The organism is Paenibacillus sp. FSL H3-0286 (assembly GCF_045040705.1).
In the GTDB taxonomy this organism is placed as follows: Bacteria; Bacillota; Bacilli; order Paenibacillales; family Paenibacillaceae; genus Paenibacillus_AQ; species Paenibacillus_AQ odorifer.
Genome location: NZ_CP150285.1, coordinates 898,838 through 913,144, shown reverse-complemented (window position 1 = coordinate 913,144; position 14,307 = coordinate 898,838). Strand labels below are relative to the sequence as shown.

Below are 14,307 nucleotides of genomic sequence, written 5' to 3'. Positions count from 1 at the left end.
GTTCACCTCTTTGTAATTTATCAGGAAGGAAAAGGGGACAAGGCCCCCTTTTCTAGTTATTTAGCTTTGTGATGCGTCAAGCAAGTCGTTCCAGGCCTTCGTAATTCGCTGTCCGCGCCAAATATCTCTGACCGTGGCATCGGGATAAGCACTGTACCAGCCGGATGCAGTGATCTGATGGTTAGCGATGAAATCTTTCGCTTCCGAAGATTCAATTCCCGGAAAATCCTTCACTTCATTAAACATGTTATTCAACAACTCTGGAATTTCAGTTCCAAAATCATCGATATAGCTATCCCAGTCGCCATCATAAGCCGTCGCGAACAACAGCCGGGTGTCGTTATCAAAGATTACGAAGCGCATGTCGTGAACGGTCGCGATCTTCGCCATCGTTTCGGCTTGTCTTGATGCGCTTTTTTTCAGCTTCTCACGGAGACGATCCGCCCCACCTTCTTTAAGCGGCGCAATGATGGTAAGCTCAGATATTTCACCTTCCCGCAGGCCGGCACGTCCAGCGCTTGTAATTGGATTAGTCTGATCTTGTGCTTCTAACATGTTTATTCCTCCTTAGATGTATGTTGATCCAACTCTGCCATCCACCGCAATGCAGTCATGCTGGGAACAAAGAAATACTCCCCGCCTTTGGTGATTGAAAAACTTGGAATTTCTTTCATCCGGTGGCGAATAGGTTTGTCCGGAATGGTAAACATCCCTTCCCCCTCATTCTTACCGGTAATAGGGTCTTTCTCGGTTGACATGCCCGCGAAATTGCCTCCATTTAACCAATCGCTCTTGATAAACTCGAATTGGCGGGACAATGAGCTGCATATACCTGCAAAAATAAGGCCTCTATCCTGACCATCATCCTCCATTACACCTTTTGGCAGTATAGGGCCATACATCGTTGACCGCCGGAGCAACCGGTGAATGTTCACATTAACAACCGAATCCTGCAAGCTGTCTCGGGGAAATGCACGACGGATATGCGAGCTTACCGGACATTTCAACCCTTTATGATCATCCCCATACGTAAATGCGTTCCGTCGGCTGACATCTTCGCCCAGTGCCGGATCATCTGCTTCAGGAGCCAGACTTAAAGGGGCTCCGCTCGGCCATCTTCCTACCATTTTAGCGGCCAAAAGTTCTTCCTCTTCCCGGTTATCCGCATGCTCCCGCAAATAACGACGGAAAGTCGCGACCCTCATATGCAATTTACGGAAACTGAGGTAACTTCCATTGTGGCCAAGTTCTGCCGGCTGTGGTCCCTGTGTTATAGTGCCGGATTCATTTAAATGCCCGAACAGGAATTCACCGGCTTTAATCTCCGCTTCCTGCCCCACCGCATTGGGTATATGGTTTCCTTCGATTCTCGGATTGCTGATTCCATCCATGAAGCCCAGATGAGTACGTCCGTCAGGATTCATTCCGACATCCAGCTGGTAAACGACGGATACACCATTCAGTTCGCAGTGGATTCGACGGGCTGCTTCTTCTGCTTGAAGCAGCGCTTCTTTGGTGGGCGCGAACAGAGCAAGCGCCACATCGACTTTGTCAGTACCCAGCGGGTCTTCCCAGTGCTCCGGGCTGCTTTCGTTTACATCCCCTAGCTTAGCTGCCCGGACAGCCATGCCCTCCCGGAACTCCAGGTCGAAGCTGTTGAGTGACTCCTTGGGAATCCCCAGCTTCTGGAGTCCTTGATAGGTAAAACCAACGTTGACCCAAGCACCTTCGTGAGGATTATTCCACTGTCCGGCCGACGTCACTTCGTCGAGAAGCCGCTTCAGCATCACTTTCCCGTCCTGTTGATGATCGATAGACAGCAATACATAGGTTCCTACGTAGGGGGTAGGCCGTTCTTGTAAGACGATTCCTTGAATGTCATCATAATTCAGTTCTTCCGTTTCTGTACCTATGACGCTCACTCCTCCCTCGTCTTAAAGTTGTTTTCATAATATTAAAAACGGGTATTCTCTCATCCGTCTCTCGATCTAATTAAACTTAGCCCTAAATGGTTAATCAGGTTAACAGTCCTCCCCAACTAGACAATAACGGTACATTGTCTAAAAAATAGACACATCGTTAGATTTGTCTAAAATCGAGACAAAAAAGAGATATTCTAAAACCGGACCGGCTTTAGAACATCTCTTATCTTCGACTAACCTCACAAATCATATTCATAGTTATCAAACTTGCCATCTGATGCGAAGACATATTCGCAGATGTTCTCACCCCATCTAGCTATAACACTAAAGACGCGACCCGAAGTGGGAATATCACTGGTGGATGCTGGAGGGTTCACAAATTCATATTTCCCTTCGACGAGTGTTACAGGAACTTCTACAATTGGAAGCTGCGATTCATCAAAGCTCTCAGTTAGATAGGCCATCTTTACTGTGACTTCACTCGGTGCGTAATCTCCAAAGTCGACCTGCAGTTTCTCCCCTGGTTTCAAACGATGCAGCCCCGTTAGAAGCGCAGGTTCACTATGCCAAGCCGTATAGTAAAAGGAAGCCCGATCATAGTCCGCTCCATTCCAGCTCGTCTTTAGAATGACATAATTCTCTATAGCATCTGTACTATTCTCATGTGTAATGATAAGGGGCGACGGTTCAGCAGGACTTTTGAAAGAGCTCTCGGATTTACTCATTATTCCTCCGCGTTCCCCAAGCACCACCGCACCAATGATAACTACTGCCAACAGCATCAATGAAATCAATAATATCCTTTTAGACTTATTCCTATATTTGATAATAGCTCCCGCCTTTCCTTAAACTTCTAACCCTTCTTTCATTTAACACTTGATCATCAAGCCATGCAAGTAGGTAGCTGATGAATTATATAGAAAATCCAAGAGTTAACTCTCCTTCTATCATATTCTATTTCTAGGAGGTGAATATAAGATGACCATTCAGTTTGTAGATTTAAGACTATCCAACCAAGCTGCTTCTGATGCTACACCAGCAGTTATTCCACTAGCAGCGACTCCCCTTGTTTTTGGAGATATTGGTATTCAGACCGCAGGCGTGTCGGCTGAGAATCAAGGCAATGTCCGCGTACTTTTGACCGGATTTCTAAAAGTAGAAAACAATCCTCTTTTCAATACCAATACCGTTAATGTTCGCAGAAACGGAACGATCATTTTCACCACGACATTTGGGGTTGCGATCAGCAGAGAAAATGAAGCTTTCGGTTTTACAGCAGTAGATATTCCACCACCAGCGGCTGTCGCAACAGGGCAAATTCAGTACACAGCAGAGATCTTCACAAATGCAGCTGCAACAGATCCCTTTAATAATGTCCAAGCCAGAAACTTTAGTGGCGTTGCAGCTGCGGGTAACTCCTAACATGAACATGTAGTGGGTGAGGGAGCGAATTGCCCCTTTAAAAACAGAAGCTCAACCAAAGGTACTGGTTGAGCTTCTGTTTATTCCCCAAATAATAGATTCAGAATCCGTTCATCCGCCTTTCGGTTCTTCCCTTTATAAGGATAACAATGAATATGAATCGCTGGATTAAAGTTAATCTCAATAACGCTATAGTTCGTATCATTGGCTTCTTCCTTGATGTCATCAATCATCATATCCACTCCACAAAAAGTGGCGCCCGCAGCTTTAGCCGCTTGAATCGCCCGAGCCTTATAACTATCTGGGATCTCATCCGTAAAATCCAGGCTGTCACCACCCGTGCTAATATTAGAGTTCTCCCGAAGATAGATGACTTCGTTTAATGGAGGAATATCACTCCAAGCCTGAGCGTGGTTGTTCAAGAACATCGCTTCTGCTTCACCGATCTGAATTTTCTCAAGTGGTGTCTTATACCCACGGCCTCTTAACGGATCCTTATTTTTCTCGTGCACTAGTTGTTCAATCGTATGTACACCATCTCCAATCACATTTGCAGGAACCCGGTGCAATACTCCGACTACTTCATCACCCATGACAAGAAAACGATATTCTTTACCCGTCATGAATTCCTCTAGTAGCACTGTTCGATCAAACTCGAAGGCGATTTCGAAGGCTTTTTGATAATCTTCTTTAGAGAAGTCGTCTGTAAAAATAGTAATGCCGAGTCCAAAATTGGTTGATTTGGGCTTAATCACAATAGCCTTGTTACGGTAAGTGCCATGCGCATTCATTGCCTCTTCCAGATTTCGAAAAGCTTCTCCTGCGGGAACACGAATGCCTTGCTGTTTAAGAACTTCTTTCGTAACGATCTTATTCTCCATGATTAATACCGTACTATAAGAATCAAGGGAGGTCTTCGTAGCTTGCTTAATATATTCTTTATGATCACCTTGCGTAAGAACTACAAAGTTCTCTTCCCGATCGATCAATTGAAACTTAATGCCACGTTTAACCGCTGCCTTCAAAAGAAGCTGTGTAGATAGCTCCAGATCCTCATATCCCACAAAACGGTATCCATTCGCAAGACTTTCCTTAGCATATTGTTTAGCTTTATTCAGATGGTATTGTACAAAAGAGGATTGTTGAACTTCCGACTTCACAATAGCTGCAAAACTCCGGTCTGGCTCTACAATTTTATTCTTAGCTCCATGCAATACGTTCAAAAACACTTCATTCTCCGGGTTCAACAGTTGGATCATATTCTGCATCTCATGAATACAAGTTAATGCCTGCTGCTCCATCGTTGTACATGAATCCCCGTAATCATGCAAACATCCCTTTATTCCTTCCATGATTAGTTGATCATGATTAAGATTCGCCATCTTCTGATCCTCTACTCCGAACGGTTCGTCCTCCTTCAGCAGCATATACAGGATAAAAAGATGAATGAAAATCATCGTTTCTTTGCCGATTCCTATTTTGTAGAGTGGATTCAGATCAATAAACCGAAGCTCCAAATAAGCTATCCCATCTTGCATCAGTTCCTCTAAAGGGTGTTTGCCTCTTGCTGTCTTCACTCTAACCGGACTATAAAACTCTTTTACACTTAATAATTCTTCCGATTCGATCAAAGCTTGTAAATCATGAACATAATCCTTTAACGAAGCAAAAGATACATAAAGAGGTTTTTCATTTCGATACCCACATTCGCTATTCCGCAGTGAATTCATATTCTGATAATAAAAGCTTTTGTCGTCATCTGTTTCCCCGCGAGCTACACATTGTTCCATATAAGTCTTATCAAAAACAGGGCTGGCGCCTGTTAAATAGATAAGAAGCCAACGGTACCTCAATAGGTTACGGGCTATTTTTAAGTAGGTAGCGTCTTTGAATTCTTTAAAGCTCACCTGTGGATCTGTTATGTCATGAAGCTGTCTCAGAAATTGTTCATCAAAAGAGAAATTGTAATGGATTCCGCTCAGCAATTGTCTTTTGCGACCGTATTTGTCTGCTAGCTGATGTCTGTATTCATCCTCAATCGGATTACCCATCTTGGCAATGGGGATGTCCTGATCATTCGGTAGCCTTGGAGGATTACTACTCGGCCACAGATATTCTTCCTTGAGCTCAAGCGACACAATATCCTGCAGCGCCTCCAGAAAGTTATAAGTCTCATCAATAGAATCAAAAGAAGGGGTGACCATTTCAATTTGACTCTCTGAGAAATCGGTTTGAATATACGGGTTCTCCATTTTGTTGCCAAAAGCTTTAGGATGTGGTGTCAGCGCAAGCCTTCCCTCTGGATCCACTCTGACATTTTCTTTTTCCAGTCCAAATTCGCCGTGAAAAAGCTCCTTATTCAAATGGTTATCCCTCAGAAGCTGTATGAGTTTACGATTTAATAAAGCCATTTCAACGATCATCCTTTGCTTAGTAGTTTATCTGCTGTTTGTTCATTTTGAATAAAGATCTTCTAAACCAGAACACAAGAATAACCCCTTTAAACACACTGCTTAGAGCAATCGACATCCACACCCCATTCAGGCCAAAAGGTTCGGATAAAATCAAGGCTAGTGGAATTCGCAGTGCAGTAAATGTAATACTGAAGATCGGCGGGATATGAGTTTGGCCAATGCCGTTAAACGCACCTACTGTCATTAATTCCATACACATAAATAATTGAGAGTAGCCAATGATGCGCATATAATCAGTGCCTAATTCCAGGCTTGTCTGATCTGATAAAAACAAGGAAAATAGCTGCTGCGGGAACGCAATAAATATTAGCGATATGATCACGCCAAAGATGGAGGTTAAGATCAAAGCCTTACGATATCCCTGCCCTATACGGTCCAATCGGCGTGCTCCATAATTTTGACCAAAAAAGGCAGCAATAGCTCCCTGTAGTCCTCCAATAGTCATATAAGAAATAGATTCAATTTGAATCCCTACTTTTTGCACCGCAATCGCATCCGCCCCAAAACGTACAATGATCTTAGCAATGACGATCGATATGAGCGTAAAGGTGACCCGTTGGATTGTGATCGGAAGTCCCATACGGATTACTTCTTTCATTTGACGACTGTCCCATGCTGATGTGTTCGAAATGATTTCTGACTTTCTTGTCTTTATGATAAAAAGAGCCGTAACTAAGATGTTCGCTGTCAATGTTGCCGTGGCTGCCCCCGCTACTCCCCAACCTTCAAAACTGCCCCAGCCAAAAATTAAAAATGGATCAAGGACGATATTAACCATAAGACCAACAGAGAAGATCTGAAACGGTTGTTTACTATTTCCCATCGAGTTTAAGAGTGTGGCAAACAAAGTATTTACGATGGAAAATACCGTCCCGAAGATCGAAATCATTAAAAATTGTCGTGCCATCCGTTCAACTTCATCACTTCCAAGATCAAAAAAACCAATCAACTGATTGTTGGTCAACAGAACTAAACTCATATAGAGAAGTCCTAATAAAATAGACATCGTAAACCCGTTTTTCATATAAGATTTAGCCTTCTCTATCTGGCCAGATCCCATACAAAACGCAACCTTAATCCCTGTACCGATCGTAATCATAGTCGACAATGCAATCGCTAGATTAATGAAAAAACTCGCCGTGCCAATCGCGGCAACAGGACCACTTCCCAATCTTCCAACCCAAATCATATCGACGAGGCCATAGGTTGTGGAGATGAAATTCGTCGCAATAATGGGAAGCGTTAATTTCATTAAGGTAGGCATAATAGGACCCTGAGTCAAATCATTCATGCCCTGCAATTCCTTCAAATCTAAAAACACCTTCTTCATCTGATTTTCAGATTTATTATATAACCTAACACTTATATAATCAATTGATTATATTTGAGCAATCTACTCAGAACTCCTAAAAATTATATAAATTGTGTAGACATCAAAAGACAGTTCCTAATGCACAAAATGTGCCCAACGGAACTGTCTTTTTTTCGTAATTAAAATTTCTTTTGTTTTTCAGTCGAAAAGCTATTGAAAATGAAATATTGTTCGTTTACAATAAAACCAATAAAAAGTTCTATAATTATAGAACTAATTAATGTTTCAGTAACTTAATCAAAGGATGGAGAAGCTCATGGAATATAAAGTAGAAGTCGATTTTGCCCCCATGTATGAATGTGTGAACAGTATGACTGCTTTTCTAAGCAAGCAGAACCATACTGCTATGGATTCCGGTAAGCTCTGGGTACGTGAAGTCCAAGCAAGATTTGCCCCGATGTTGCTTCGTAAAATGCAAGAGGTCGTTAAGAAACTTGATGATTTCAGTTTGGCTCCCTACATTTGGTGCTGTCCAGTAGAACGTTCGGTTAGCAGCTTTCTGGATTGGTTTGACGGGTTAACTTCGGGTGAACTGTATGAAATATCTGGACGTTTCGGCCAATCGGTCCCCTCTAATCTTTCCGAGCTAAGGGACACTGCCTCTGACATCCTGCGCGAATGGAACGCGGGTTACTTCAATGGAATCGACCCTAATATCCTCAAGGGGCTTGAACAGGAAGCCGAGTCAAGACGAACGACACTGAATGGGAACAATGATATGGAAGTCTTTGAAGCAGCAACCGACGGAATGCGCCTCTATCCAACCGAACGTCTGAAGCAGGTCATTATCATTCCGCAATATCATGCCCGCCCACTGGTCACCACCTCTATGTTTGATGAATTCGTGTTCACTAGCTACTCTTGTGATGTTCTCCCTCCGGAAGCTGGCCGGCCTGCTCCAGCACTACTTCGCCTTACCCGGGCACTCTCGGATGAGACGCGGCTGTATATCCTTCGTTTGCTTACAGGCAAGCAGTTGAATTTCACGGAAATCGTGCGGGAAGTCGGACTTTCTAAAAGTACAATCCACTACCATCTGATCGCGCTGCGCGCAGCAGGGCTGGTCATTGTCCATACCAACGTTAAAAGCACATCGTATAGCCTGCGATTGGAAGCCTTAAATGGGCTACCGCAACAGATTGGGTCATATCTAGAGAGTCAAGCATAAACGCCTTAAGCGTCCTTATAAGGACGGTAAGCGTATATGCGAGAAATATAAGAAAGGAGCGAACAGGCTATGATAAAACGCAGCTATTATGGTTTACTCTCAACCATAACTTTAAGTGCTTTTGGGGATGCTTTTGGCTTGTTGGCTATGGAATGGCTCGTCTATGAGCTGACGGGTTCCAAACTAGCGATGGGAGCACTCGCACTCAGCTCCGGCATACCTGAGCTGCTGCTGCGCTTGCTGGGCTCGCCGCTGTCCGACCGACTCCACCGGGTACGCTTTATGGCCTGCTTGGCAGCCATTCGCCTGCTGGCTATAGCATTGCCACTTGGCATGGGTCTGGCTGGCCAACTGCAGCTGTGGCATCTGTTTGTCGCCGCTGGTCTCAGCGGGGCCTGCGCCGCCCTGTTCATGCCAACAGCCATGGCTGTTATTCCCGGCGTTGCCGATAGCCGGAAGCTGGTGCGGGCTTTTGCTATCATCGATGGCAGTAAAAGTGCAGCAGTCTTGCTGGGCCCCGCCCTGGCTGGGGCGTTGACCGCTGCCAGTGGAGCGCTGCCAGCCCTTAGCATCAACATGTTATGTTACGTTGCGGCCATCACTACCTTGCTGTGCCTGCAGAAGCTACCCAAGCCCTCCCCAGCTCCAGGCCGTTTCTCCATTGCCATCTACGTTCGCGAAATAGCTGAGGGTTTTACCTTCTATAAACAATTCCCCGCCATGCTTACGATAATGATGATGGCCTCTATTAGTAATCTAAGCTCCATTGCCGTCTGGACCATGATGGTTCCTTTTGTACGCGAAGTGCTCCACCGTGATGCGGCGACGATGGGCACACTTAGTACAGTTTTCGCACTTGGAACCTTAGTCGGGCTAAGCGTCATTTCCATGATAGGGGAAATTAAAAAGAGGCGGTTTGTCATGCTCGGCAGTCTGGGGACCATCGGTTTAGTTACAACATTATGGGGGTTATTTCCTAGTTTTTCTTTTGCTCTCGCCGCCGTATTCGCCACCGGAACGATAGGCCCCTTCTTCGGCTCCTTAAGCTCTTCACTCCATGGACGTCTGGTTCCGAGCAATCTGCAAGGAAGAGTCAACTCCATCCGTTTTTTAATCGGTGGCGGTTTACAGCCTTTTGGTGCTTTTGCCGGCGCCGCGATTGCTGAACTCTATGGTGTGCCTGCACTTTTTGTCATCGCCGGCTTGCTTCCAATGCTCTGCGCCAGCGCAGCCTTGCTGCTCCCCGGACTCAAAACACTGGACGGTGACCTCTCCACACTTGAAGCCACTCATAAGCAGCCCGATGCCGGGGTTCCCCCGCACAAAGTTGTTGCTGAACGTTAAGTGAATCAAAAAAACAGGCGATACCGGATACCGGAACATCGCCTGTTTTTATAAGTTTTCACCTAGGAGCATCGCTACTAGGTATATTCTCTTTTCAGTGGTTTGTCACAGTGGCTTGATTCGTAGCCACTAGTTCCCCTCCCCCTTCCGGTAAAAACCGAAGCGGGAGGCGTTGAGCCTTTAGTTTGTATTTGTGTTTGTGTGTTGGTGTTTTGGAATTCGCGCTGATAGCAGCGGAGAGAACGGACTGATTGTGGAAAAGCGGAGCGTCCGCCAGCGTAAAAAGCCCACAGCGCACAACGTCCAAAAGCTAATACCAAGAACCTAAGGCTCAATCAACCCATATTTCGTTTTTATCCGATCCAACTTCTCAATCATAGGATTAGCAATAAAAAACAAAAACACCACCGTCGAGATCGCATGCACCATATCAAACCAAAAACCTGAAATATAAGTGGTCATTAAAGCCGGCCATGAGAACTCTGAAGTGAACATCATCAGCGAGCCTATATTGATAATGCCTCCGTATACGAAAAACGTCGCTAAGCCTCCGAATATACACAGCGACAGCTTATTCTTTTTAAGCAGACCCTTCTTGAAGAAAATGCCCGCCAGGAAGCCAATGATGCCAAAACAAAACATTTGCCAAGGCGTCCAAGGCCCCTGCCCAAAGAAGAAATTCGAGACAAAGCCTGCAACAGCGCCAACCAGAAACCCTGCCTCCGCACCCAAGCTTACCCCTGCGATGATGACAATAGCAACCACTGGCTTAAACTGCGGCAACATAAAAAAGGCTGCGCGTCCCGCCACGGCAATGGCTGCTAACACCGCTATAACGATCAGCTCCCTCGCCTGCGGCTTCCGGTTCTCGAATACCATCGCAAAAGGAATCATCGTATAGATAACAATTAATAGACTGATAAAATAATACTTCCGATCATTTAGCACAAAGATGCCTAATAAAATCGTAGCTGGAATGACTATGAGGATTAGTAGTGCCGCTAATAAAGTTCGACGACTCAAACGACGATCCGTTATCTGCTTCTTTGACATAAATCAATCACACCCTCTATCGTTACTCCCTCATTCCATACATGACGCGCCATACGGTTGGCGGCCGTTGTATAGAAGCTGTTTCCCGCAAAAAACTTCTGTGCTTCATTCGTAGTGATGATACTTCCATCAAAAAACATGGCGCAGACCTCAGCGTATTTGGCACAAAATTCAACATCATGCGAGACCATTACAATAGTAACGCCTTCGGCATTGAGCTTTTGCAGGAATACGGCTAGCTTCTCTTTGAAGGGTCCATCCAGTCCTTTGGTCGGTTCATCCAACAGCAGAATCTTCGGTTCTAACAAAAGTACCTTCGCCAACGCTGCACGCTGTTGTTCTCCCCCGCTGAGATCATACGGATGCATGGAGAGGAGATGTTCCAGTTCTGCGAACTTTACCACAGCTTCAACTCTGGCGGTTTTTTCTTCCTTCGTCAAAGAGAGCTGGGATAACATTTCATATAAATCTAGCTCGACTGTTTTTTTCACAAATAAGGTTTGCGGATTTTGCGGGAGGATGCCCAGATTGTTAGTAAACAACGCTTTGGCATTCATCTTCGCAGGGTTGTTCCCACCGATTAGAACTTTCCCTCTGTATGGCTGAAGGATCCCGCTCATCAGCGACAGCGTCGATGTCTTCCCTGTTCCATTCCCGCCAACAATACAATAAAATTGCCCTTGCTTCACTTCAAACGACAAATCTTTAATGATATCCGGTCCATTTTTATCATATTTAAACCATACGTCCTTAAACTTTATGACTACAGGGCCGGCCTCTTTCGTGCTAGGCTGAGTTTCTGCCATCGTTGCAGGAGTCTTACCCTTTAGAAAAGCATCCAACCATTGGCGCCCTTCCTTCACAGTCACAGGCCACGCTAAGTCATGATCTACTCCTGCAACAATCTGCATCGGTGAGGGCATGGACAGAAACATCGGATGGTTCAGCTTACTTAAAGCCTCGCCCACCTTTTGCGGGGTATCATCGGCGATCACAACTCCCTCATTCAGCACAATCAACCGATCTGTAAGCGGAAGAACATCCTCTAGACGATGCTCGGTCATGATCACGGTTGTTCCCAGCTCACGATTTATTTTTTTGACCGTCTCCAGAAAATCGGAAGCCGCAATAGGATCTAGCTGGGAGGTAGGCTCATCGAGGATTAGAACCGAGGGATGCATAGCCATTATGGAGGCTAAGTTAAGCAGCTGCTTCTGGCCGCCTGATAACTCAGTCACACTTTTATGAAACCAGGTCTGGATCCCAAAAAAACTGGCCATTTCCGCCACACGCAGACGAATAGTAGAATGATCATACCCCAAACTCTCCAGCCCAAAGGCAAGCTCATGCCATACTTTATCTGTCACTATTTGATTGTCCGGACTTTGGAGTACATAACCAATTTCCGCTGCCTGCGTTCTTTGATCGATCTCCTCTACAGGTTGACCCTTATAATAAATTGCCCCTTGGCGATTGCCATGTGGGGTTAGAATTGTTTTCAGTTGTCTAAGCAGAGTGCTTTTGCCACAGCCTGACTTTCCACAAATAGTAATGAAGTCTCCACTTTCAATCGTTAGATTAATATTCGAAAGAGCCACTTGCTCTTGTTCAGGAAAAGTAAAGCTTAGTTCTTCGATTCGATAGATTTCCATTTCATTGCCTCCACCATATTGATGAGCACTGGGATCATACATAACGCAAAATAAGCGATATATATAAGAATACTAAAAGGCGTAATTGCGCTCGCTTTAATCGACGGATAGAATCTCATGGTGTTCTCACCCATCACTGCCCCTACGGCTACCAGCGCAATTAAGCCTGTCATGATCAAGAGGGCTACTTTGTCTCGGGCATCTAACCGAAAGATAGAAAAGCTTGTACGGCCCGGCAATCCATACCCTCTCGATCTCATGGAATCCGCTGTCTCAATCGCATTTTCCAAAGCCCAGGTGGCCATAATGGAGAGGATCGTAATGCCATTCCGCGCACGCGCGAGGAGATTTCCCTGTGAGACATCCCGGCCTATACATTTTTGAGCATTAGAAATCACCTTGATTTGCGCTAAATATCTAGGAACAAAACGAAGCACCATCGAAAAAATCAACGACAGTGCCGGCAGTATTTTTCCGAATATATAAATAAACTTATCCGAGGTCATCACGACGTTATAACAGGAGAACCAAATAATTACCGTCACAAACATACACGCCGCTGCCACGCCATAAAGAATCGATTCCTTCGTAATAGGGTTCCCGTTGTTTAAATAGAACAAGATCGTTACCCCTTGGTGATTAAAAACAGGATTCATCACTGCCATAAACAGCAAAAAAGGAATCATGTAAAGCAGATTAAATCGGATGCCCTTTTTTCCTTTTAACATAATTGAGTAGGCTACAGCACTAATAAGGGCAATCACTTGAAATATAGGATGCATGAACACCATGCTAAACAGTAATACAACAACAAAATATAGAAAATTCACAAACGGATGAAAGGTAGAAAAGCTATCCTTCATTATTTCTGAGCTCCTCCTGTGGCTACATAACCACCCACATCTCGACCTAGATCACAAGTGTATACCCAATCAATGACATCGCCATCTTTGAGAACATAGCGGCTACTGCCGTAGTTAGGGAACCAGCCATTTACTTTGTACATCCATCCACTGAGCTCTCCAGCATCGAATTCATACAGATTATTTATACCTTCAATATAATTACTGTTATAGATCGGCGTCATACTGAATTCCATATGGATTTTATTCTTTTTCATTTCTCTTAGTAAAACATCAAACACAGACTCACCTTCATAAAAAGTTACCTTCTGCGCTTTATAAATGATACCATCTGCCGGCAATACTTCAAGCTTATCCTGATTAAAAATATCCATGTTATCTAAAATTGTTGCCGCTGAGACGGACAAGGTAGCCGTTAATTGCTTCTTCTTATCTACCGTTGCATCTTGCCATTCCACTGGTTTAGGTTTCCCGCTTGGCACTGGATCGGTAAGAAATTTATCCTTTTTCGGTTCCTGCTTGGTTTCTGTTGTCGCTACTTTTGAATCAGGTTTTGTTACGGGTTTTGCCGTCGCTTTCGTTTCCGGCACGGACGTTTTAGCCGCTTTCGGCGTTGCGGTCGGTTGCTTCGTTGCAGCAGGTTTTGTTGTTGCGACCGGTGTTACAACTTCTGTTGGTGCTGCAGTTCCTGTTGGTGTTACAGCTTCCGTTGGTGTTGCCGATTCATTTGGTTTTAGGGTTTCAATGGGCTTAGCTGTTTCACTTGGCGTAGCTGACGGTGTTATCTCTGTTGTCTCGGTAGCGATTGCCTCAGTGGGTTCAACATCATCATTTGTTGCGGAAGCAGTGTTCTCTGGCTCTATAACCTGTGTCTCAACGCTACTATTTGCGACCTTGTTTGGGCTCTTCTGGTAATCCCCGCCCCAAAAGAAGGCGATAGCCAATACACCTATGATTAGTATCGCGGTTAACCATTTCTTCTTGTTCATTTCTCTAGTCCCACCTTAAATAATAAGCAAGGGTATACACGCTACCCT

12 protein-coding genes are annotated in these 14,307 nt (G+C 44.8%); 3 read left to right on the top strand and 9 right to left on the bottom strand.

Features of this window, described 5'->3' with window-relative positions:
• Positions 1-60 precede the first annotated feature (60 nt).
• From MHB37_RS03970 to MHB37_RS03960, 3 genes are all read right to left on the bottom strand, one after another.
• Positions 61-555 carry a hypothetical protein gene (locus MHB37_RS03970; RefSeq protein WP_143762704.1) on the bottom strand — a complete coding sequence of 165 codons (495 nt, stop codon included), beginning with the start codon at positions 553-555 and terminating at the stop codon, positions 61-63.
• 2 nt (positions 556-557) lie between these two features.
• The gene (locus MHB37_RS03965; protein ID WP_081387734.1) at positions 558-1,922 is read right to left on the bottom strand and encodes a Dyp-type peroxidase; all 1,365 of its coding nucleotides are present in this window, start codon (positions 1,920-1,922) and stop codon (positions 558-560) included.
• Between the two features lie 239 nt (positions 1,923-2,161).
• Positions 2,162-2,716: a hypothetical protein gene (locus tag MHB37_RS03960; RefSeq protein ID WP_076190135.1), complete on the bottom strand. Its 555-nt coding sequence runs from the start codon at positions 2,714-2,716 to the stop codon at positions 2,162-2,164.
• Positions 2,717-2,900: 184 nt separating this feature from the next.
• Between MHB37_RS03960 and MHB37_RS03955 the strand changes: the two genes are divergently transcribed.
• Positions 2,901-3,344, top strand: coding sequence for a hypothetical protein (locus MHB37_RS03955; protein WP_036684901.1), 444 nt, complete (start codon positions 2,901-2,903; stop codon positions 3,342-3,344).
• Between the two features lie 80 nt (positions 3,345-3,424).
• Here the strand turns inward: MHB37_RS03955 and gshAB are convergent, their stop codons facing one another.
• Together gshAB and MHB37_RS03945 are read right to left on the bottom strand one after the other, a co-directional pair.
• Complete coding sequence (gshAB, locus tag MHB37_RS03950) at positions 3,425-5,755, bottom strand: bifunctional glutamate--cysteine ligase GshA/glutathione synthetase GshB (protein WP_339281694.1); 2,331 nt, start codon at positions 5,753-5,755, stop codon at positions 3,425-3,427.
• A gap of 19 nt (positions 5,756-5,774) precedes the next feature.
• Positions 5,775-7,127: an MATE family efflux transporter gene (locus tag MHB37_RS03945; RefSeq protein ID WP_405168967.1), complete on the bottom strand. Its 1,353-nt coding sequence runs from the start codon at positions 7,125-7,127 to the stop codon at positions 5,775-5,777.
• 319 nt (positions 7,128-7,446) lie between these two features.
• Here MHB37_RS03945 and MHB37_RS03940 point away from each other — a divergent pair, with 319 nt between their 5' ends.
• Positions 7,447-8,358: a helix-turn-helix transcriptional regulator gene (locus MHB37_RS03940; protein ID WP_076130090.1), complete on the top strand. Its 912-nt coding sequence runs from the start codon at positions 7,447-7,449 to the stop codon at positions 8,356-8,358.
• A 69-nt stretch (positions 8,359-8,427) separates the two neighbouring features.
• Complete coding sequence (locus MHB37_RS03935) at positions 8,428-9,702, top strand: MFS transporter (RefSeq protein WP_076279426.1); 1,275 nt, start codon at positions 8,428-8,430, stop codon at positions 9,700-9,702.
• Between the two features lie 324 nt (positions 9,703-10,026).
• Here the strand turns inward: MHB37_RS03935 and MHB37_RS03930 are convergent, their stop codons facing one another.
• The 4 genes from MHB37_RS03930 to MHB37_RS03915 are packed head-to-tail and all read right to left on the bottom strand — an operon-like array spanning position 10,027 to position 14,259.
• The gene (locus MHB37_RS03930) at positions 10,027-10,755 is read right to left on the bottom strand and encodes an ECF transporter S component (RefSeq protein WP_036684891.1); all 729 of its coding nucleotides are present in this window, start codon (positions 10,753-10,755) and stop codon (positions 10,027-10,029) included.
• A complete protein-coding gene (locus MHB37_RS03925) occupies positions 10,737-12,407 on the bottom strand; it encodes an ABC transporter ATP-binding protein (RefSeq protein ID WP_076190130.1) in 1,671 nt (556 codons plus the stop codon). The genes MHB37_RS03930 and MHB37_RS03925 overlap by 19 nt, the downstream gene beginning before the upstream one ends.
• Entirely contained in the window at positions 12,380-13,270 is an 891-nt protein-coding gene (locus MHB37_RS03920) for an energy-coupling factor transporter transmembrane component T (protein WP_280753822.1), read from the bottom strand. The genes MHB37_RS03925 and MHB37_RS03920 overlap by 28 nt, the downstream gene beginning before the upstream one ends.
• A complete protein-coding gene (locus tag MHB37_RS03915) occupies positions 13,270-14,259 on the bottom strand; it encodes a DUF4430 domain-containing protein (protein WP_076190128.1) in 990 nt (329 codons plus the stop codon). Before MHB37_RS03915 ends, MHB37_RS03920 begins: the two co-directional genes overlap by 1 nt.
• Between the last annotated feature and the right edge of the window lie 48 nt (positions 14,260-14,307).

What these genes read in the sequence shown, in the direction of transcription:
- MHB37_RS03970 (WP_143762704.1), bottom strand. Translation starts at nt 555, where the DNA reads ATGTTAGAAGCACAAGATCAGACTAATCCAATTACAAGCGCTGGACGT.
- MHB37_RS03955 (WP_036684901.1), top strand. Translation starts at nt 2,901, where the DNA reads ATGACCATTCAGTTTGTAGATTTAAGACTATCCAACCAAGCTGCTTCT.
- gshAB (WP_339281694.1), bottom strand. Translation starts at nt 5,755, where the DNA reads ATGGCTTTATTAAATCGTAAACTCATACAGCTTCTGAGGGATAACCAT.
- MHB37_RS03940 (WP_076130090.1), top strand. Translation starts at nt 7,447, where the DNA reads ATGGAATATAAAGTAGAAGTCGATTTTGCCCCCATGTATGAATGTGTG.
- MHB37_RS03935 (WP_076279426.1), top strand. Translation starts at nt 8,428, where the DNA reads ATGATAAAACGCAGCTATTATGGTTTACTCTCAACCATAACTTTAAGT.
- MHB37_RS03930 (WP_036684891.1), bottom strand. Translation starts at nt 10,755, where the DNA reads ATGTCAAAGAAGCAGATAACGGATCGTCGTTTGAGTCGTCGAACTTTA.
- MHB37_RS03925 (WP_076190130.1), bottom strand. Translation starts at nt 12,407, where the DNA reads ATGGAAATCTATCGAATCGAAGAACTAAGCTTTACTTTTCCTGAACAA.
- MHB37_RS03920 (WP_280753822.1), bottom strand. Translation starts at nt 13,270, where the DNA reads ATGAAGGATAGCTTTTCTACCTTTCATCCGTTTGTGAATTTTCTATAT.
- MHB37_RS03915 (WP_076190128.1), bottom strand. Translation starts at nt 14,259, where the DNA reads ATGAACAAGAAGAAATGGTTAACCGCGATACTAATCATAGGTGTATTG.